Source organism: Phytohabitans maris (assembly GCF_031085175.1).
Classification (GTDB): domain Bacteria; phylum Actinomycetota; class Actinomycetes; order Mycobacteriales; family Micromonosporaceae; genus Phytohabitans; species Phytohabitans maris.
In genome coordinates, this window is record NZ_JAVHUY010000027.1 from 23,433 (window position 1) to 43,788 (window position 20,356).

Consider the following 20,356-nt stretch of genomic DNA (forward strand, 5'->3'; position numbering starts at 1 on the left):
CCTCGCTACCCCTCGAAGACCTCGGCGCGGATCTCGTCGGTGTGCTCGCCGACATCCGGCGGCCGGCGCCAGACCCGGCCCGGCGTGGCGGAGAGCTTCGCCGGTACGCCCACCATCGGCGCGTCCGGGTCGAGCCGCGCGATCATGCCGCGCTCCTCGGCCAGCCGCATCGCCTCCGCGAACGTGGCGACGCGCGTGGCGCAGACATCCGCCCCGTCCAGCAGCACGACCGCCTCGGCCGAGCCGCGCGCCCCGAACCAACCGACCAGGTGGTCGGCGACCGCCCGCGCCGCTTGCGGGTCGCGGTGCGATCCGGCCAGGTCCGGGCGGCCGGTCAGCCGCATCAGCTCGTCGTAGAACCACGGCTCCAGCGCGCCGAGCGCCACCCAGCGGCCGTCGGCGCAGCGGTACACGCCGTACTGCGGCAGCTGTCCGGAGAGGAAGAAGTGGCCGGCCCGCAGGTCGGCGCCGCGGGCGAAGTGCAGGCTGGCCGCGTGGGTCAGCAGCGACAGCGTGCCGTCGACCATCGCCAGGTCGATGTGCTGCCCGGCGCCGGAGCGGTCCCGGTGGAACAGCGCGACCATGATGGCGTACGCGGCCATCAGCCCGCCGCCGGCGAAGTCGGCCAGCAGGTTGAGCGGGATGACCGGCCGCCCGTCCTGGTCGGCGATCAGCTCCAGCACCCCGGTCTGCGCCAGGTAGTTGATGTCGTGGCCGGCCGCGAGCGCCCCCGGCCCGTCCTGCCCGGCACCGGTCAGCGAGCAGTACACCAGCCGCGGGTTGAGCTCGCGGCAGCGCGGCCAGTCGATGCCGAGCCGCGCCGCGACCCCCGGCCGGAACCCCTCCAGCAGCACGTCGGCGCCGGCGACCAGGCGGTGCATCACGGCTCGGTCCACATCGGACTTGAGGTCGAGCACGACGCTGCGCTTGTTGCGCCGCAGCCCGGCCATCCGGCTCACCTCGGGGTCGCGCTCCAGCTCCCAGTACACGTTGGTCTCGGCGCCCCGGGTCGACCCGCCGGGCGGCTCGACGAGGATCACGTCGGCGCCGAAGTCGGCCAGCAGCATCGAGCAGTACGGCCCGGGAGCCTGGCGGGACAGGTCGAGCACCCGTACCCCGGCCAGCGCGGCCCCGGTGCTCACAGCCGCTCCAGGACGAGCGCGTTGGCCAGGCCGCCGGCCTCGCACATGGTCTGCAGCCCGTACCGGCCGCCGCCGCGCTCCAGCCCGCCGAGCAGCGTGGCCAGCAGCCGGGTGCCCGAGGCGCCGAGCGGGTGGCCGAGCGCGATCGCCCCGCCGCAGGGGTTGAGCCGCTCGTCCGGTACGCCGAACTCGCGCTGCCAGGCCAGCGGCACGCAGGCGAACGCCTCGTTGACCTCGAACACGTCGACGTCGGCGGCGTCCAGCCCGGCCTTGGCCAGCACCTTGCGGGTGGCCGGCAGGACCGCGGTCAGCATCAGCAGCGGGTCGTCGCCGGCGACCGCGGTGGCGTGCACCCGGGCGCGTGGACGCAGTCCCAGCCGGTCCGCCGCCCGCTCGCTCACCACCAGCGCCGCCGAGGCGCCGTCGGTCAGCGGCGAGGAGTTGCCGGCGGTGACGTGCCAGCCGATCTCCGGGAACCGCTCACCGGCCGCCTCGTCGTGGAAGGCCGGCTTCAGCCCGGCGAGCGCCTCGGTGGTCACGCCGGCCCGGATCGTCTCGTCCCGGGTCACCGTGGCGTCCCCGGTCGTGACCGGCACGAGCTCGCCGTTGAACCAGCCCCGCTCCTGGGCCAGCGCCGCCCGGGCGTGCGAACGGGCCGCGTACGCGTCCATCGCCGCCCGGTCCAGCCCGGACCGCGCGGTGACCAGCTCGGCCGAGACGCCCTGCCGGACCAGCCCTTCCGGGTAGCGGCGGGCCAGTCCGGGGCCGTACGGGTCGCGGTCGAGCCAGTTGGACCACATCGGCGCTCGGCTCATCGACTCCACGCCGCAGGCGATCACCACGTCCTGGGCGCCGCTGGCGACCGCGTGCGCGGCGAAGTGGACCGCCTGCTGGCTCGACCCGCACTGCCGGTCCACTGTGGTCGCCGGCACGGCCTGCGGGAACCCGGCGGCGAGCACGGCCTGCCGGGTGACGTTCATCGCCTGCTCCCCCGCCTGGGTGACGCAGCCGCCGATCACGTCGTCCACATCGGACGGATCGAGGCCGGTCCGGGCCACCAGCGCGGTGAGCGCGGCGGCGAGCAGGTCCACCGGGTGTACGCCGTTCAAGGCCCCGCCCGGCCGGCCCTTGCCGGAGGGGGTGCGGATCGCGTCGACGACCAGCGCCTCAGCCATGCCGCGCCCCCGCGAACGCGTCCGCCCACTCGTACCCGCCGACCAGCTCGCGGGCGGCGACCAGGTACTGGATGGTCGGTGGCCCCTCCTCCAGCCAGTTGAGCCGGGCGTCCCGGTAGAGCCGCTCGATCGGCGTGCGCCGGGTGTACCCGATCCCGCCGTGCACCAGCAGCGCCCGGTCGGTGACCCGGCCGACCGCCTCCAGCCCGAAGAGCTTGACCAGCGACGCCTCCGTCGGGATGCGCCGCCCGGCGTCCCACTTGCGGGCCGCGTCGAGCAGCATGTGCCGCAGCGCGTACACGTCGGTGGCCATCTCGGCCAGGTAGCGCTGGACGGCCTGCCGGGCGGCGATCGGCTTGCCGAAGGTGACCCGCCGGCGGGCGTGCTCCAGGCTCAGGTCGAGCGCCCGCTGCGCGGTGCCGAGCGAACTCGCCGCGATGAAGACCCGGCTGATCTCCAGCGCCCGCTCCAGGTGGGCCTGCCCCTCCCCCTCGGCGCCGACCAGGTTGGCGGCCGGCACCCGGACCCCGTCGAAGGTGAGCACGCCGTGCTCGCCGCCCTTGCAGCCCATCGTCTCCGGCAGCGGCTCGATGGTCAGGCCGGGCCGGTCCCGCTCCACGAGCAGCGCGGAGACCTCGGTCGGCGAGGTCCGTGCGAAGACGATGAAGTGCGAGGCGAGGTCCGAGTTGGTGATCAGCCACTTCGTGCCGTTCAGGACGTAGTCGCCGCCGTCGCGGGTCGCGGTCGTGCCCAGGTCGGCGCCGGTGCCGTGGTCCGGCTCGGTCAGCGCGAACGCCACCGACGCCGCCCCGGTCACCGCGCCGGGCAGGATCGCCGCGCGCTGCTCCGGCGAGCCGATCTCCGACAGCGCGTGGGCGAACGAGTTGTGCACGTGCACCAGCACCCGGATCCCGCCCTGCACCTTGGCGAACTCGGCGATGATCGGCAGGTACTGCTCGATGGTCAGCCCGCTGCCGCCGTACTCCGCAGGCACCAGCAGGCCGAGCGCGCCCATGTCGCGGAGCATCGGCATCAGCCGCTCCATCGGCAGCGACTCGTCGTCTTCGATCTCGGCTTCGAGCGGGTCGAGGTCACGCCAGATCGCCTCGAACACGTCCCGCTGGAACTTCTCGTACTCCTGTGGGTCCATCGGCCCTCCGTCCGTCGGCACCGTCCCGGTCCGGCGCGCAGGGGACGGGATGCGCCCGGTGCGACGCACACTAACAGATTGGACCGACCGTCCGGTCTAGCCCCTGGGCCGGCCCTCCGCGTCGATCGCCTGGAGCAGCGCCGCCGCCGCGCCGGTCAGCCGCCGCCCGCGCGGCCAGACCGCGCGCAGCGTCCGGGCCAGGGACAGACCCGCCACGGGTACGGCGACCAGCCGCCCCGTCGCCAGCTCCGCCTCCACGGCGTACCGGCTCAGCACGGCCGGTGCGCTGCCGGCCATGGCCGCGCCCTTCACCGCCGCGTTGGAGCCGAGTGCCAGGTGGGCCGGGACCGGGTCGAGCCCGCGCAGGGCCAGCTCGAGCGTGTCCCGGGTGCCGGAGCCGACCTCGCGGACCACGAGCCGGGTACCGGCCAGCTCGCCGGCGAGCAGCGGGCGGCGCCGGCGGGCCCAGGGGTGCCGCGGCGCCACCACGACGATGAGCTCGTCGTGCCCGACGGTCCGGTGGCCGAGCCCGGGCGGCACCCGCGGCCCCTCGACGAACCCGATGTCGACGCTCTCGTCGACCAGCAGCAGCCGGGCCACCTCGGTGGAGTTGACCACGGTCAGGCCGACCCGCACGTCCGGCTCGCGCAGCCGGAGCTGGTGCAGCCAGCCGGGCAGCAGCGCCTCGGCGACGGTCATGCTCGCCGCGATCCGCAGCTGCGCCACCCGCGCCTCGCGCAGCGCCGCCAGGCTCGCCTGGAACTCGTCCGCCGCCGCGAGCAGCCGTACCGACCAGTCGACCATCACCCGGCCGTCGTTGGTCAGCGACGAGCCGCGGGGCGTGCGGACCAGCAGCGGCAGCCCCACCCGGCGCTCCAGCGCGCCGAGCCGCTTGGTGGCCGACGGCTGGGTCATCCCCACCGCCCGGGCGGCCTGGCCCACGCTGCCGAGCTCGGCCACGCGTACCAGCAGCCGCAGCGACTCCAGATCCGGCAGCTGACTCATAGCCACAGGCTATGGCGTGGCGCGTAAGCAGGGACTACTCACCCCGCGATGATCCACCCAGCCTTGGGGCATGTCCCTGCGCGAGCGGACCGCCGTGGCCTACCGGGTGCGCTCCACCGCCCCCGGGCTGCTCGTCGCGGCCGGCGCGGCGGCGGCCGGGTACGCGGTGAACCGGCTCGCCAGCCCGGCCAGCCCGATGGTGGTCGCGATCGGGCTCGGCATCCTGCTCCGGGCCGCGGGCGGGTACCACGAGCGGCTCCGCGCCGGGCTCGGCATCGCCTCCCGTGCCCTGCTCCGCACCGGCGTGGTCCTCCTCGGGCTGCAACTCGCCCTCGCGGACATCCGCCGGCTCGGCCTGGGTACCGCCGCCGTCGTGCTGGCCGGCGTGGCCGCCTGCTTCGTGGCCACCCGCTGGTTCGGCCTGCGCCTCGGGCTGAGCCCGGCCCGCGCGCTGCTGGTCGCCACCGGCGTCTCGATCTGCGGCGCCTCCGCGGTGGCCGCGATGAACCAGGTCGCCGACGGCGACGAGGAGGACACGGTCACCGCCGTCGCGGTGGTGACCGTGCTCGGCACGCTCTGCCTGGCGCTCATGCCGCTGCTCGGCCTGCTGCTCGGGCTGGACGAGACCACGCTCGGCCTCTGGACCGGCGCGAGCGTGCACGAGGTCGGCCAGGTCGTCGCGATCGGTGGCATGGCCGGCACGGCGGCGCTCTCCGCCGCGGTGCTCGTGAAGCTGAGCCGCGTCGCCCTGCTCGCGCCGCTGGTCGCCACCGTCACGCTCGCCCGCCGGCGCGGGACCGGCGAGACCGGCCCGCGCCCGCCGATCCTGCCCTGGTTCGTCGCCGGCTTCGTGGTGATGGCCGCCCTGCGGACCAGCGGGCTGGTGCCGGACCCGGTGCGGCACGCCGCCGCGACCACCTCCAGCCTGCTGCTGGCGATGGCCATGTTCGCGCTCGGCACCGCCGTCGACCTGCGCGGCCTCGCACAGCGCGGTGGGCGGGCCCTGGTCGCCGGCGCGCTCGGCACGGCGCTGCTGGCCGGCCTCTCGCTGGCCGGCCTCACGCTGACGAACTGACGCCGCGGCGGGTGCTGCCGCGCGCCCGGGCGGGACGCTGCCGCTACGCCGTGCGGCGGGCGAGCAGCGTCGAGTCGGGCACGTCGACCCGTACGCCGTCGCGGGTCAGGGTCCGGGGTCGCTGCTCGACCACGAGCGGTTCGAAGCCGTCCGGCAGGCCGGGCAGCAGCTCCTCGGCCAGAAACATCGCCCGGCGCTGGCTCGCGCTCATCTGGGCGAACACCTCGGACGGCGAATGGCCGACCACGAGCAGCCGACCGCCCGGTGCCACGGCCTCGGCCAGCCGGCGGGTCACGTCCACCATCCCGCCGTCCGGCGCGTGCAGGTAGTGGCTGGTGACCAGGTCGTACGACCGGCCGCCGGCCGCGAACGTCCGCGCGTCGACCTGCCACCAGTCGACCCGATCGGCGACCCCGGCCCGCTCGGCGTGGCGCGCGGCGCGGGCCAGGCCGTTGGCGGAGAAGTCGGCGCCGGTGACCGTCCACCCGTGGCGCGCCAGCCAGATCACGTCGCCGCCCTCGCCGCAGCCGACGTCCAGGGCGGTACCGGGGGTCAGCCGGCCCGCCTCGGCGACCAGCTGCGGGTTGGCGTTTCCGCTCCAGACCTTCTCCGGACCGGAGTACCGCTCGTCCCAGCTCGCCGGCTCGAACATGGCGGCCGCTTCCTCTGCGGTGAGCTGGTGCCCGTGCCCGCTCATCGGCCGCCCTCCTTCCGGTGGGTGGCGACGGCGTTGTCCACGCCCAGGTCCGGTGACTCGTCGATCTCCATGCCGACCAGCGTCCCGAACGCCGCCGCATCCGGCAAACAACCTTGCCACTTCGGCAAACCGGCACTGGCGGCCACCACCGGTCGCGGCCGGCAAGAACACCGTCGCGGGGCGGCTCGGTGGCGCCTAGGGCGGAGTGGACGGTCCTCGGTCAGCCGCCGGTGCCGGAGGGGACCGGGGTGGGCGAGCCGGCGGCCGCGTGCGGTCGCTGGGCCGGGGCCGGTCGAAGCCCGGCCGGCACGGGCAGGGCGCTGCCCTTGACGAAGTCGTCCCAGCTCACGTTCCAGGCGGTCCAGCCGTTGCCCGGCTCCAGTTTCACCTCGGTGCCCTTGACGGTGACCAGGTCGCCGACCTGGGTGACGCCCATCAGCCAGTTGGCGGCGGCGGCGGAGATGTTGGTACAGCCGTGGGAGACGTTGCGGTTGCCCTGGTCCCCTTCGGACCATGGCGCCCCGTGGATGAACTCGCCGCCCCAGGTGAGCCGCTGGGCGTCGGCGACGTCGACCACGTAGCCGCCGTCCGGCTCGCCGCGGGTGTCGAAGGTCGTGAAGTCGTGCTTCTCCATGATCACCATCTTGCCGCTGGAGGTCGGCGTGCTCGGCTTGCCGAGGCTGACCGGGATCTTGCGGAGCAGCTTGCCGTCACGCCGCACCGACATCTGCTTCGTGGCGTTGTCGATCTCCAGGGCCACCTGGCGGCCGACCTTCGCGGTGGCGGTGCGGTCGACGTCTCCGACCCGCCCCTTCCCGATGGGCAGCCCCTGCAGGCCGGCGCGGACGCTGATCGTCGTGCCGGGCCGCCAGAAGTCGGGCGCCCGGTAGTAGACCTGGCTGCCGTCGGGCACCCACGACCAGGCCCCGGGCTGCGCGGGATTCGTCTTCACGAACAACCGGCGCTGTACATCCGCCCTGTCCTGCTTGGCGATGGGCGGGTCGAATGCGACGGTGACCGGCATCGCGGTGCCGTACGTGCGGCCGTCGGAGAAGTACAACGTGCTGGTGATCGCCGGTTTGGTCGACTTCGCCAGCGTGGTGAACGTCGTCTTCCGCGTGACGGTCTTTCCGGAGTCGCCGGTAGCGGTCACCTCGGCGGTATAGGTACGCCGGGGCTGCAACGGCTTGTTCGGCACCCAGGCCGACGCGTCCTCCCGGGGCTCCGCCTTGACCTCGGCGCCCTTGTCGTCCGTGATCCGCACGGCGGTGACCCGCCCGCCCTTGACGGCGGTGCCCACCTCGGCGCTGACCGGCACGTCACGGGCCTGGTCGGCGGGTGTCACGAGCAGTTCCACCGGCGCCGCCCGCTCCCCGGCCGGCCGGTCGTCCGGCTTGCGGTCGGCGGTGCACGCGACGAGGACCAACGGCGCGGCCGTGATGGCTACGGACAGCAGGCTCGATCGCCACCTCAATCCCATGACGCTCCCCCGTTTGTGTGGCTTCCGTGCAACACATTCTCCGCTGTTGCGGGACGCCCGTCGCAGTTTCTACGAGCATTCGTGAACGCGAATGCGACCTACTTTTCCGGCGATGCGCGCGACGGCGGAAAACGCGCCGTCGAGCCCACTCCGCTCCCGACCGTGCCCATGCGGCCAGATGTGTCCGCTCGCGTTCTCGCCGTCCCGCCCGTACCCGGATGGGGTGTGCCGGGCTTTTCGCGGGAAGCCGCGGCGGCGCGGCGGCGCGTGCCGCCCCACCGGGCCGGCGCTGTTCCCGCGCGGCGGGCGGTCCGGACGACGCCACCCGGCGCCCCGGACCAGCGGCGTGCTTCGCCGCGCGCGCGATTTCCCGACTGGTGCGGCCGGGGCGAGGCGAGGATGAGCGGGCCGGCGCCTCGGCCGCGGAGGTCGTGGTCACGGCCTCGGGTGAGCCTCCGGACGCGGTCTATAGTGGACCGCGTGCTGGGGGTCATCGCGGCCGCGCTCGGCGGGCCTGAGGTGCTACAAGTGACCGAGCTGCCCGAGCCCGAGGCGCGGCCCGGTCAGGTGGTCGTCCGGATCCGCGCGGTTTGCGTGCATCCGGCCGACGTCGCCGCCACCACCGGGCAGATCCCGCGCGGACCGGTGCGGCCGCCGTTTCTGCCCGGGTGGGACATCGCCGGCGAGGTGGCCTCGGTCGGCGCCGGCACGGCGGACTTCCAGGTGGGTGACCGCGTCGTCGGCATGATCCCGTGGTACCTGACCCGCGGCGCGCCCGGTGGCTACGCCGAGTTCGTGGCCGCCGACGTCGACTGGCTGGTGCCGCTGCCGGACGGCCTCGACTTCGCGCCCGCCGCCACGGTGCCGCTCAACGCCCAGACCGCCCACCAGGGGCTGGCGCTGCTCTCGTCCGACCTGCTGCCCGGCGACAGCCTCCTGGTCACCGGCGCCAGTGGCGGTGTCGGCGGTTTCGTCACCCAGCTCGCCGCCCAGGGCGGCTACCGGGTCCTGGCCCAGGCCACCACCGGCGACGAGGAGTGGGTGCGCGGTCTCGGCCCCCAGGAGGTGGTCCCCCGCTCCGCCGCGCTGGCCCGGGTCGGGCCGGTGGCCGCGGTGTTCGACGCGGTCCCCCTCGGCGAAGCGGCGGGCGCGGCCGTCCAGGACCGGGGCGTCGTGGTCGCCACCCGCCCGACTCCGGCGATCGACTCGCGCCGCGGCGTGCGCCAGGACCTGCAGCTCATCAAGCACGACCGGAAGCTGCTGGCCGAGCTGGTGGAGCAGGTGGCGGCCGGCAAGCTCCGCACCCGCGTGGCGGCCACCATGCCGCTGACCGAGGCGGCCGACGCGCACCGGCGGGTGCTGGCCGGCGGCGTACCCGGAAAGATCGTGCTGACCCCTGCCTGACCACGTTGTGAGGATCCGGCCCATGCGCCCCGGCGACGCGGCGGCGGTGTTGTGCATCTACCAGGCCGGCATAGACAGCGGTCACGCCTCGTTCGAGTCGGTGGCCCCGTCGTGGGCGGCGTTCGACGCCGGCAAGCTGCCCGAGCACCGCCACGTGGCGGTGGACGACCACGACACCGTGCTCGGCTGGGTGACCGTCTCCCCGGTCTCGACCCGCGCGGTGTACGCCGGCGTCGTCGAGCACTCCGTGTACGTCGACCCGGCCGCCCAGCGGCTGGGTGTCGGCCGGGCCCTCCTGGAGGCGCTGATCGCCTCCACCGAGGCGGCCGGCATCTGGACCATCCAGTCCGGCATCTTCCCGGAGAACACCGCCAGCCTCGCCCTGCACCAGCGGGTCGGCTTCCGCGTGGTCGGCATCCGCGAGCGGGTCGGCCGGCACGCCGTCCACGGCCACCGGTGGCGCGACGTCGTGTTCGTCGAACGCCGCAGCCCACACGTCGCCTGAACGCGCGGATCCCGCCGGCCCGGCTCACCGGGACGACCGTGGAGCCTCGCTTTCCGCGGGGAGGCCGACGAGCCGGGCGCTCTCGCGCCACAGGCGTTCGACGCGCTCCGGTGCGGTGGTGTGCGGCGCGGTCCGGACGGCCCGGCGCTTGACGAAGAACCTGCCCGTCACGCCCTCGACCGCGGTGCTCGTCGCCAGCCACAGTGGAGTGTCGGCGCCGGTGGCGGGCCCGGCCGAGAAGAGGCCGCAGAGCGCGCCGAACGCCTTCAGCGCGCCGCGCGCCTCCCGGCCGAGCCCGCCGCCCTTGATGATTCCCGGATGCGCGCCGTTCACGGTCGTGCCGGTGCCGGCGAGCCGGGACGCCAGCGCGTACACGAACATCGCGTTCATGTTCTTGGTGCGCGCGTAGGCGACGAAGGGGCGGAAGCTGGGCGGCCAGCCGAGTCCACGTCCGGCCTCCAGGTTGAGGTCGTCGAAGTCGACCGGGACGCGGGCGAGCCCGCGCGGGGACGCCCCGACGACGACGAACCGGCGGGGCCGGCCCGCCGGGCGTTCGGCGAGGCGGCGCAGCAGCAGGTACGGGGCGAGGTGGTTGGTCACGAGCGCCCGGTGGAAGCCGTCGGGAGTACGGTCGTCGAGCGGGGCGATGACCGCGGCGTTGCTCACCACGATCGACGGCGCGCGGTCGGCGAGCCGGTCCGCGAGCGCCCGCACCTCGGCGAGGTCGGCCAGGTCGACCGGCTCGACCTCCAGGTCGGCTCCCGGGACGGCGGCGCGGATGCGTTCCCGCGCCAGGTCCAGCCGGGCGCGGTCGCGGGCGACGAGGACGACCGTCGCGCCGGTGCGGGCCAGACCGGCGGCGATCCGCTCGCCGATCCCACCGCTGGCGCCCGTGACGACGGCGAGTTCGCTCTTCGGTGTTCGCATGCCTCCACGGTCCGGCAAGCCGGTCGACGGTCCCAGGTACCAGCGGTACCACCCGGTCGCCGCGGCGAGGTGCGATCCTCGGGTCATGGCAACCGGTGAGCTCGCCCGGGCGTTGCGGTCGTGGCGCGACCGGGTCAGCCCGTCCGACGTCGGGCTCCCCGACGCCGGGCCGCGGCGCACCGCCGGACTGCGCCGCGAGGAGCTGGCCGCCCTCGCCGGCGTCTCGGTCGACTACCTCGTCCGGCTCGAGCAGGGCCGGGCGCGAAACCCGTCGACCCAGGTGCTCGCCGCGCTCGCCCGCGCGCTGCGCCTCTCGCCCGCCGAACGCGACCTGCTCTACCGCGCCGCCGGGGCCCAGCCGCCCGCCGCCGGCGTCGTGCCCCGGCACATCGGCCCGGGCACCGCCCGCATCCTCGACCGGCTCGCCGACACCCCGGTCGCGGTCTTCACCGCGAGCTGGGACCTCGTCCACGCCAACCCGCTCTGGAACGCCCTGCTCGGAATCGCCGAAACCGGCTCCGCCCGCTCCGGCAACCTCGTGTGGCGGCACTTCACCGGCGTGCCGAGCCCGGTCGTGCACACCGCGGAGGAGCACGACCGGTTCGGCCGGGAGCTGGTCGGCGACCTCCGCGGCGCGATCGCCAGGTACCCGGACGACCGCGACCTCGCGGCCCTCGTGGCCGAACTGCGCGAGACCAGCACGGCGTTCGCGCAGCGGTGGGACGACTTCGCGGTCCTGCCCCGGACGGCCGGGCGCAAGACGGTCCACAGCCCGGCGGTCGGCCTGGTCACCCTCGACTGCGACGTGCTGGCGACCCTGGACTCGGATCTCCGGATCATCGTCTACACCGCCCGCCCGCACAGCGAGGACGCGAGCAAGCTCGACCTGCTCCGCGTCACCGGCCACGGCCAGGCCGGATGGCGTCCCGGAAGCGGCGCGCCGGCTACTGGCCGACCTTGACGCCCGGTTCGCCGGCGGTGAACTGGATCGTCTGGCGGGTCTGCCGGCCCGGCACGTTCGGCCCGCGCACGATGCCCATCGGCAGCACCACCCGGCCGAACGACGACTCCAGCAGGAGCGCGGTCGCGACGTACCAGGCGAGCACCGCCGAGGCGATGAAGAGCCAGGCACCGGCGGTACGCCACGGCGAGATGTCCGCGAGCTGCCCGATCGCCTGGCACGTCGCGCCAGCCGCCAGCGCGGTCAGCACCAGCGCGAAGCCGATGTTCCGCCCCAGCGCGGCCAGCGCACCGGACCAGGTGATCGCGGCCAGCGCGATGAACCAGTAGCCGAGCGCCACGAACGGCGTCGGTGGGGTCAGCACCCCGACCGCGACGAGCAGGAAGAGCAGTGCGTAGGCCAGCCAGAAGGCGCCCCAGATGCCGTGCATCGCCGTCGCGAGGCCGTCCCGTGCCCGGTAGGCCCACATCCCGGCGAGGAACTGCGCCAGCCCACCGGTGAAGGCGACGAACGGGAACAGGAAGTTGGGCGTACTCGTGCCGCCGTACCAGCCGGCGAGGTTGGTCGCCACGACGAAGGTGGCGGCGGCGAAGCCGAACAGCCCCAGGATCGAGGGCGCGGCGACCGGCTGCAACGAGATCTGTGAACGGTTGCGCCAGAACTCGAACTCGCCGTTGTGCGACATCGGCTGAGCGAAGTGTGACATTGGAGCTCCCCCTTCCACAGGGCGGGCAGTCCGTCGCTGGCTACCCCACCGGGGACGCCCTACACAACCGGTTACCGGACGGCAACAGCGCGTTTCGATGATCGGCGACGGGGTAAGCGCGCACGGTGGAACCGACCCGGGCCGAGGCCGGATGCCGCGACTGACCTCGCCCCTCGCCTGGGTGCGTCGCCGCGATCCCGCACTGGTCGGCATCCGGCGGGCGGCGCGGGTGACGCTGGTCGCCTGTCTCGGCTTCTACGCCTGCCGGTACGGGCTGGACAACCCCACCATGGCCACGTACGCGCTGTTCGGCGCGGTGGCGATGGGCGTCCTCGCCCAGGTTCCCGGCACCCCGCTCCAGCGCGGGCGCACCCTGCTGGCCGTGCTGCCGGTCGGGTACGCGCTGGTGACGGCGGGAACGCTGCTGTCGGTGACGACCTGGTCCGCCGCGGCGGGCATGCTCACGTTCGGCTTTCTGGTCAGCTACGCCGGTGTCGGCGGCCCCCGCCTGGTCGGCTTGGCCAACGGCGTCCAGCTGCTGTACATCCTGCCCTGCTTCCCGCCGTACGATCCGGGCTCGCTCGGGTACCGGCTGGCCGGACTGACCATAGCGGTGCTGCTGCTGGCGGCGGCCGAGCTCGTGCTCTGGCCGGACCCCGCCCCGGTGCCGTACCCGGTGCTGCTCGCCGGCGCGCTGACCGCGGTCGCCGGCTGCCAGGAGGGGCTGGCCGGCGCGTACGACGGCGACCCGGACGGCCGGGACCGCACCGGCCGGCGCCTGCCCGGGGCCACCGAGGCGGCGGAGGCGATCCGGCCGTCGCGGCTGTCACCGGCGCAGCGGCCGGCGTCCGCCGGGCGGCGGGACCGGGCGCTGAGCCACGCGGGCGGGCTGGCCCGGCTGGCGCTGGGCCGCACGGTCGACCTCTACCAGGAGGCCGGTCGACCGGCGCTGAGCGGCGACGCGGTGGCGGACCTGCTGCGGCAGACCTCCTCGACGACCCGGGCCGCGGCCGCCTGGCTGGGCGGCGACGGCCCGCCACCCGACGACACCCGGATCACCCGCGCGGTCGAGACCTTCCGGCGGGCACGCCTCCAGGCGCCGCCCGGCCGGGTCGACCCGGACCGGCTCCGCGCCGGCTCGCTCGCCCTCGGCCTCGCCGAGTGGACCACCGAACTGGCGAGCGCCGTCCGGGTCGCCGCCAAGGCGCCCATCCGCCCCGACCCCACTCCCCCACCAGCCCGGCCAGAGCCCCTCTGGTACGCCGACCAACCCGCCGCCCAGCTGTGGTGGCGCCGCTTCCGGGACCACCTGACCCCGCGCTCGGTCTACTTCCAGGGCGCCCTGCGGCTCGCGCTCGCCCTCACCGGGGCCCGCGTGCTGGCCGGCGTCCTGGACCTCTCGCACGGGTTCTGGGTCCTGCTGGCCACGCTCACCGTGCTGCGTACCTCGGCGCTCGGCACCCGCTCGACGCTCCGCCCCGCCCTGGTCGGCACGGTCGTCGGCTCGGTGCTGGCCGGGGCACTGCTGCTGGCCGGCGCCGACCCCCGGGTGTACGAGGTGGCGCTGCCGATCCTCATGCTGGTCGGCTTCTCGGCCGGCCCACTGCTCGGCGTCGGCTGGGGGCAGGCCCTCTTCACGCTGGTCATCTCCCTCGTCTTCGCCCAGCTCGCCCCGGTCAACTGGCAGCTGGCCGAGACCCGGGTCGTCGACGTCGCCGTCGGCGCCACCGTCGGCGTCCTGATCGGGCTGCTCGCCTGGCCCCGCGGCGGCACCGGGGAGCTGCACCGCACCGCGGGCCAGTTCCTGCACGCCAGCGGCGCCGCGGTGCGCCAGAGCGTCGCCGTGCTCGCCGCCGGCGCCGCGCCCGGGGCGGCACTGCCCCAGGCCCGGCGGCAGGGCCAGCTGGCCACGGCCTCCTACGCGCAGTACCAGACCGAGCCGCACGGTCCGTCCAAGGTGGACTGGCAAGCCACCCTGAACGCCGGGCACGACGCGATAGCCGGCGCCGACGCGATGCTGCGCTCCCACCCCACCGGACAGCGGCTCCCCGCCACCGGGCCGCTGACCGCGTACGCGGACGCGATCGCCGGCGAGTACGAACGGTTCGGGATGGCGCTGCGAAACCGCGACGGGGTACCCCGGGACCCGGTGCCCGCGGATCCCGGCCGGTGGCCCAACGGCAGCGGTCCCGACCTGTACCAGCTCGCCGACCTGCGGACCTGGCTCACCGCGCTGGCCGCCGCGCTGGCCAGGATCACCACGCCCGCCACCCCGCGAGCGGCCGCGGCGCCCGCCGACCGCCGGCCTTCCCCGCTGTCCCAGGCGGACCCGCGCGACCTGCGCCGCTGACCGCCGGCTCCGGCGCCGCCCGTGATCGAAGCTCCCCCCAAGTCGCTAGAACGACGTGAAGGGAGCTTCGATCACGCAGCGCGGGGAGCCGGACATCGGCGCCGAACGGGTGCCGATCCACGCGCCCGGGTCGTGCGGACCGCGTACCGGATGAAGAGCACGCGCCGGCCGCCGCGAGCAAGTCCGCCGCGGGCACAAGGTTTACTTCTCCCCTTCACGGCAAGTCTTGGCGGGTGTGTGTCCGGTCTCTGCGGCCCAGGCCCCTGAGCCTGCTCGTCTCCAGCCTGATCGCCGGCGTGGCCCTTGCCGTGGCCGGTTTCCCAGCCAGCGTCGTGGTGGCGTTGACCGCCAAGTCCGCCAGCGACGCCTATCTGGACCTCCCCAGTGACCTGGAGACGCCACCGCCACCCCAGCGCTCGTACCTCTACGCCAACGACGGCAAGACCCTGATCGCCACCTTCTACGACGTCAACCGCCAGGAAGTGCCGCTGAACAAGGTGGCACCGGCCGCGCGTGACGCGATCGTGGCGGCGGAGGACGCCCGCTTCTTCGAGCACGGCGGTGTGGACATGCGCAGCGTCATCCGCGCGTTCGTGGCCAACGGCACGGACGGGGAGGTCGAGCAGGGCGCCTCGACGCTGACGATGCAGTACGTGCGGAACGTGCTCAAGACCAATCCCAACCTGAGCCCGCAGGAACGCCAGGACGCCACCGACGACACCGCCCGCCGCAAGCTCCAGGAGATGCGGTACGCGGCCGCGCTCGAACGGAAGCTCTCCAAGGAGGAGATCCTCAACCGCTACCTCAACATCTCCTACTTCGGCGCCGGCGCGTACGGGATCGCGGCGGCGAGCGAGCGGTACTTCGGCAAGGCGCCGGCGAAGCTGACGCTGGCCGAGGCCGCCCTGCTCGCCGGGCTGGTGCAGTCGCCGGACAGCGACAGCCCGATCGGCGGCGACAAGGCCCGGGCCCTGGAGCGACGGGGCTACGTGCTGGACTCGATGGCCCGCACCGGGAAGATCACCGCCGCCCAGGCCGCCAAGGCGAAGGCCGAGCCGCTGCGCCTCAAGCCGACCAGGCTGCCCAGCGGCTGCGTCGCCGCGCGGCAGGACACGTGGGGCTTCTTCTGCGACTACGTGCGGCAGTGGTGGATGGGCCAGCCGGAGTTCGGCCCCAGCCCGCAGCAGCGGGAGCGCGACCTGTTCGAGGGCGGGTACCGGATCGTCAGCTCACTCGACCCGGAAACCCAGAAGGTCGCCCAGAACGAGGTGCTGAGCGTGTACGGGTACGGCAACGACCGGGCCGCCCCGATGGCCGTCGTGCAGCCGGGCACCGGGCGGGTGCTGGCGATGGCGGTCAACCGCCACTACAGCCTCAAGGACACCACCAACCAGCTCGTCGCCGGCGGCGGGTCGATCGTGGGGTACCAGGCGGGTTCGACGTTCAAGATGTTCACCATGCTGGCCGCGCTGGAGTCCGGGCGAAACCTGGCCACCGGCTTCAACGCGCCGGGCCGCTTCATGTCCAAGTACCCCGGCGGTGGCGAGGCCGGCTGCGGCAACAAGTGGTGCCCACGCAACGCCACCCCGTCCTGGATGAACGGCTACCGTACTATGTGGAACGGCTTCGGGCGTTCGGTCAACACGTATTTCGTCTGGCTGGAGCAGCAGGTCGGCGCCGACAAGGTGGTCCAGATGGCGCAGCGGCTGGGCATCACGTTCCGCGCGGAGAGCGACGCGAAGCTCGCGAAGAACCAGGCGGCCCGGTGGGGCGCGTTCACGCTCGGCGTCTCGGCGACCATGCCGCTCGACCTGGCCAACGCGTACGCGACGGTGGCCGCCGAGGGCGTGCACTGCCAGCCCACACCGGTCTTGTCCATCATCGGCCCGTCCGGCGACCGGCTGCCGGTCAGCAATCCCAAGTGCCAACGGGTGCTGAGGCCGGAGGTGGCCCGCGCGGCCACCGACGCGGCCCGCTGCCCGGTGGGTGACCAGTCCGCGTACGGCCGCTGCGACGGCGGCACCGCCGACGAGGTCGCCGGAATCCTCGGCGGCCGGCAGGTGGCGGGCAAGACGGGCACCTCCGAGTTCGACTCGACCGCGTCGTTCGTCGGCTACACCCCGCAGCTCGCGGTCGCCTCGATCGCCGCCAACCCGGACGATCCGCAGGACTACGTCGGCTCGGCGGTCCAGCAGAGCGTGGTCGCCGCGGTGGCGCAGACGATGGCCGCGACACTTTCCGGGTTTCCGAAGCAGAAGTTCAACCCGCCGGACGCCCGCATCGCCTTCGGGCGCCGCCGCTGATCGAAGCTCCCCTCACGTCGTTCTAACGGCATCAGGGGAGCTTCGATCACGGGCGGGAGCGGTCAGAAGTCGTCGTCGAAGCTGACCGTGCCGGTGACCCCGACCTGGTAGGCCGAGACGCGGCGTTCGAAGAAGTTGGAGAGCTCCTGCACGTCCTGCAGCTCCATGAACGCGAACGGGTTCTTGCTCCCGTAGATCGGCGCGATGCCGAGCATGGCCAGCCGGCGGTCGGCGACGTGCTCCAGGTACGCGCGCATGTCGGCCAGGGACATGCCGGGCACGCCCTGCCCGAGCAGGTCCTCGGCGAACTGCGCCTCGCACTCGACCGCCTCGGCCAGCATCCGCGTGACCTGTTGCTCCATCTCGGCGTCGAAGAGGTCCGGCTCCTCGCGGCGCACCGTCTCCACCACGTCGAACGCGAACGCCATGTGCATCGACTCGTCGCGGAACACCCAGTTGGTGCCGGAGGCGAGGCCGTGCAGCAGCCCGCGCGAGCGCAGGAAGTACACGTACGCGAAGGCGCCGTAGAAGAACAGCCCCTCGATGCAGGCGGCGAAGCAGATGAGGTTGAGCAGGAACGCCCGCCGGTCGTCCCGTGTGGACAGTTGCCGGAGGTCGAAGACGGAGTCGATCCACCTGAAGCAGAACTCGGCCTTGCGGGCGATCGACGGGATGTTCTCCACCGCCGCGAACGCCTCGAACCGCTCCTTCTCGTCCGGCACGTACGTGTCCAGCAGGTTCAGGTAGAACTGGACGTGCACGGCCTCCTCGAACAGCTGCCGCGACAGGTAGAGGCGCCCCTCCGGCGAGTTCACGTGCTGGTACAGGTTGAGCACCAGGTTGTTGGCGACGATGGTGTCGCCGGTGGCGAAGAACGCGACCAGCCGGCTGACCAGGTGCTGCTCGGCGGGTGAGAGCCGGGCCAGGTCGGCGAGGTCGGAGTGCAGGTCGACCTCCTCGACCGTCCAGGTGTTCTTGATGGCGTCCTTGAACCGGTCGAAGAACCGCGGGTAGCGCATCGGCCGCAGGGTCAGGTCCATACCCGGGTCTAGCAACATCACTGGCACGCCTCACAGGTCTCGGGGTTTTCCAGGGAGCAGGCCACGGCCTCGGTCGGGGCGACCACCGGGACGGTGGCCTGCTGGATCCGGGTCGCGGGCCGTGACCGCAGGTAGTACGTGGTCTTCAGCCCGGACTTCCAGGCGTGCAGGTACATCGAGGAGAGCTTGCCGATGGTCGGCGCGCTCATGAACAGGTTGAGCGACTGCGACTGGTCCACATAGGGCGCTCGCGCGGCGGCCAGGTCGATCAGCGCCCGCTGCGGCAGCTCCCAGGCGGTGCGAAACAGCTCGCGCACGTCGTCGGGGAGGTCGGCGATGCCCTGCACGGAACCCTCGGCCCGCTTGATCTGCTCGCGGATCGGGGCGGTCCAGAGGCCGCGCGCCTTCAGCTCCCGTACCAGATAGGTGTTGATCTGAAGGAACTCACCCGACATCGTCTCGCGCTTGAACAGGTTGGAGACCTGCGGCTCGATGCACTCGTAGCAGCCGGCGATCGACGCGATCGTGGCGGTCGGCGCGATCGCCACGAGCAGCGAGTTGCGCAGGCCGTGCGCGGCGACCCGCTCCCGCAGGGCGGCCCACCGTTCGGTCTGGGTGGGCTCGGCGCCCCACAGGTCCGGATGCAGGTCGCCGCCGGCCGCGCGGGTCCGCGGGTACGCCGGGTGCGCGCCATGCTCCCGCGCCAGTTCGGCGGAGGTCTCCAGCGCGGTCAGGAAGATCTCCTCCTGGACCGATGTGGACAGTTCCCGGGCCCGCTCCGAGTCGAACGGCAGCCGCAGCGTGAAGAACGCGTCCTGCAGCCCCATCAGCCCGAGCCCCACCGGCCGCCAGCGCGGGTTGGACGCGGCCGCCTGCGCGCTCGGGTAGTAGTTGAGGTCGATGACCCGGTCGAGGAAGAGCACCGCGGTCGCGACGGTCGCGCGCAGCTTCTCCCAGTCGACCCCCTCGGCGGTGACGTGCGCGCCGAGGTTGATCGAGCCGAGGTTGCAGACCGCGGTCTCGCCGTCGCTGTTGACCTCCAGGATCTCGGTGCAGAGGTTGGAGAGATGGATCGTGTTGCCGGGCGCGCCGGTCTGGTTGGAGAGGCGGTTCGACGCGTCCTTGAACGTCATCCACCCGTTGCCGGTCTGCGCCAGCGTGCGCATCATCCGGCCGTACAGGTCCCGGGCCTTGACCGTCTTGACGGCCTTCTTCTCCGCCGCCCGGTACGCCTCGTCGAACTCCTCGCCCCACAGGTCCGGCAGCTCCGGGGCGTCCGACGGGTCGACCAGCGACCACTCGCCGTCCGCCTCGACCCGGCGCATGAACTCGTCCGGGATCCAGTTGGCCAGGTTCAGGTTGTGCGTGCGCCGCGCCTCCTCGCCGGTGTTGTCCCGCAGCTCCAGAAACTCCTCGACGTCCGGGTGCCACGGTTCGAGGTAGACGCAGGCGGCGCCCTTGCGCCGGCCGCCCTGGTTGACCGCCGCCACGCCGGCGTCGAGCGTCTTGAGGAACGGCACGATGCCGTTCGACCTGCCGTTGGTGCCGCGGATGAGCGCGCCGCGGCCGCGGATCCGGGTCCAGGAGATGCCGATGCCACCGGAGAACTTCGACAGCCGCGCCACCTGGTGGTACCGCTCGTAGATCGAGTCCAGCTCGTCGCGGGGCGAGTCGACCAGGAAACACGAGGACATCTGGGTGTGCCGGGTGCCGGAGTTGAAGAGCGTGGGCGAACTCGGCAGGTACGCGAGGCTGGACATCAGGCGGTAGAAGCCGATCGCCTCGGCCGGTGTGCGGGACAGGCCGCAGGCCACGCGGAGCAGCCAGTACTGCGGTGTCTCCACCACCAGCCGGGTCTCGGGGTGCCGCAGCAGGTACCGGTCCGCGACGGTGCGCAGCCCGAAATACTCGAACCTCAGGTCGCCGGCCGGGTCGACGGCGTCGTCGAGCTTGCGCGCGTTGCGGGCCACGAACGCGGCCACCTCGTCGCCGATCAGGCCCAGCCCGTGCGCGTACCGGACACACTGGCTGAAGCTCGCGACCCCCTGGCCGCGCACCTCTTTGTCCACATAGGAGGCCAGCAGCCGGGCGGCCAGCTTCGAGTACTGCGGCTCCTCGCCGATCAGCTCGGCCGCGGTCTGGATCGACAGCTTGTCCAGTTCGGACGTGGTGGCCCCGTCGTACAGCCCGCTGATCGTCTTGGTGGCGACCCGCAACGGGTCCACCTCGTCCAGGTCGGCGACCCACCGCTCGACCGCCCGGACAATCTTGTTGACGTCCACCGGCTCGGTGTCGCCGTTGCGCTTGCGGACCCGCATGTCCCCCTCCTCACGCCACGTGGAAGGTCGGCGGGCGCGCGGGGAGACGCCACCGGTCACGCCGCGCGGACCGGCCATGGCGTCGGCCGTCCCACGCGGCCTCCGACCGCCGCACGCC

Annotated in this window: 16 protein-coding genes; 6 read left to right on the forward strand and 10 right to left on the reverse strand. The window is 73.6% G+C overall.

Annotation, left to right across the window (positions count from 1 at the left end; all coding sequences use genetic code 11):
• Positions 1-5: 5 nt before the first annotated feature.
• The 4 genes from RB614_RS26250 to RB614_RS26265 all read right to left on the reverse strand — a co-directional run bounded on the left by RB614_RS26250 (position 6) and on the right by RB614_RS26265 (position 4,472).
• Entirely contained in the window at positions 6-1,142 is a 1,137-nt protein-coding gene (locus tag RB614_RS26250; protein WP_308715303.1) for a CaiB/BaiF CoA transferase family protein, read from the reverse strand.
• A complete protein-coding gene (locus RB614_RS26255) occupies positions 1,139-2,317 on the reverse strand; it encodes a thiolase family protein (protein ID WP_308715304.1) in 1,179 nt (392 codons plus the stop codon). The genes RB614_RS26250 and RB614_RS26255 overlap by 4 nt, the downstream gene beginning before the upstream one ends.
• Complete coding sequence (locus tag RB614_RS26260) at positions 2,310-3,467, reverse strand: acyl-CoA dehydrogenase family protein (protein WP_308715305.1); 1,158 nt, start codon at positions 3,465-3,467, stop codon at positions 2,310-2,312. Before RB614_RS26260 ends, RB614_RS26255 begins: the two co-directional genes overlap by 8 nt.
• 96 nt (positions 3,468-3,563) lie before the next feature.
• Complete coding sequence (locus RB614_RS26265; protein WP_308715306.1) at positions 3,564-4,472, reverse strand: LysR family transcriptional regulator; 909 nt, start codon at positions 4,470-4,472, stop codon at positions 3,564-3,566.
• Between the two features lie 70 nt (positions 4,473-4,542).
• Here RB614_RS26265 and RB614_RS26270 point away from each other — a divergent pair, with 70 nt between their 5' ends.
• Entirely contained in the window at positions 4,543-5,547 is a 1,005-nt protein-coding gene (locus tag RB614_RS26270; protein ID WP_308715307.1) for a YeiH family protein, read from the forward strand.
• A 43-nt stretch (positions 5,548-5,590) separates the two neighbouring features.
• On the opposite strand, the gene RB614_RS26275 is transcribed toward RB614_RS26270, so the two are convergent.
• Together RB614_RS26275 and RB614_RS26280 are read right to left on the reverse strand one after the other, a co-directional pair.
• Complete coding sequence (locus RB614_RS26275; RefSeq protein ID WP_308715308.1) at positions 5,591-6,244, reverse strand: SAM-dependent methyltransferase; 654 nt, start codon at positions 6,242-6,244, stop codon at positions 5,591-5,593.
• A 220-nt stretch (positions 6,245-6,464) separates the two neighbouring features.
• Positions 6,465-7,724, reverse strand: coding sequence for a L,D-transpeptidase (locus RB614_RS26280; RefSeq protein ID WP_308715309.1), 1,260 nt, complete (start codon positions 7,722-7,724; stop codon positions 6,465-6,467).
• Positions 7,725-8,204: 480 nt separating this feature from the next.
• Between RB614_RS26280 and RB614_RS26285 the strand changes: the two genes are divergently transcribed.
• Together RB614_RS26285 and RB614_RS26290 are read left to right on the forward strand one after the other, a co-directional pair.
• Positions 8,205-9,128 (forward strand): NADP-dependent oxidoreductase, encoded by a 924-nt coding sequence (locus RB614_RS26285; protein ID WP_308715310.1) that lies wholly within the window; start codon positions 8,205-8,207, stop codon positions 9,126-9,128.
• 22 nt (positions 9,129-9,150) lie between these two features.
• Positions 9,151-9,633: a GNAT family N-acetyltransferase gene (locus RB614_RS26290; protein ID WP_308715311.1), complete on the forward strand. Its 483-nt coding sequence runs from the start codon at positions 9,151-9,153 to the stop codon at positions 9,631-9,633.
• Between the two features lie 24 nt (positions 9,634-9,657).
• Here RB614_RS26290 and RB614_RS26295 read toward each other — a convergent pair whose 3' ends face one another.
• Entirely contained in the window at positions 9,658-10,560 is a 903-nt protein-coding gene (locus RB614_RS26295; protein ID WP_308715312.1) for an SDR family NAD(P)-dependent oxidoreductase, read from the reverse strand.
• Between the two features lie 85 nt (positions 10,561-10,645).
• Here RB614_RS26295 and RB614_RS26300 point away from each other — a divergent pair, with 85 nt between their 5' ends.
• Positions 10,646-11,521, forward strand: a complete 876-nt coding sequence (locus tag RB614_RS26300; RefSeq protein WP_308715313.1) for a helix-turn-helix domain-containing protein — start codon at positions 10,646-10,648, stop codon at positions 11,519-11,521.
• Here the strand turns inward: RB614_RS26300 and RB614_RS26305 are convergent.
• Entirely contained in the window at positions 11,505-12,227 is a 723-nt protein-coding gene (locus RB614_RS26305) for an acetate uptake transporter family protein (RefSeq protein ID WP_308715314.1), read from the reverse strand. The two genes, RB614_RS26300 and RB614_RS26305, sit on opposite strands and share 17 nt — an antisense overlap.
• Before the next feature lie 151 nt (positions 12,228-12,378).
• On the opposite strand from RB614_RS26305, the gene RB614_RS26310 reads away from it, so the two are divergent.
• Positions 12,379-14,577, forward strand: a complete 2,199-nt coding sequence (locus RB614_RS26310) for an FUSC family protein (RefSeq protein WP_308715315.1) — start codon at positions 12,379-12,381, stop codon at positions 14,575-14,577.
• Between the two features lie 233 nt (positions 14,578-14,810).
• Positions 14,811-16,880, forward strand: coding sequence for a transglycosylase domain-containing protein (locus tag RB614_RS26315; RefSeq protein WP_308715316.1), 2,070 nt, complete (start codon positions 14,811-14,813; stop codon positions 16,878-16,880).
• A gap of 62 nt (positions 16,881-16,942) precedes the next feature.
• On the opposite strand, the gene RB614_RS26320 is transcribed toward RB614_RS26315, so the two are convergent.
• Positions 16,943-17,938, reverse strand: coding sequence for a ribonucleotide-diphosphate reductase subunit beta (locus RB614_RS26320; RefSeq protein ID WP_308715391.1), 996 nt, complete (start codon positions 17,936-17,938; stop codon positions 16,943-16,945).
• Positions 17,938-20,238: a ribonucleoside-diphosphate reductase subunit alpha gene (locus RB614_RS26325; protein ID WP_308715317.1), complete on the reverse strand. Its 2,301-nt coding sequence runs from the start codon at positions 20,236-20,238 to the stop codon at positions 17,938-17,940. The genes RB614_RS26320 and RB614_RS26325 overlap by 1 nt, the downstream gene beginning before the upstream one ends.
• Positions 20,239-20,356: the final 118 nt, after the last annotated feature.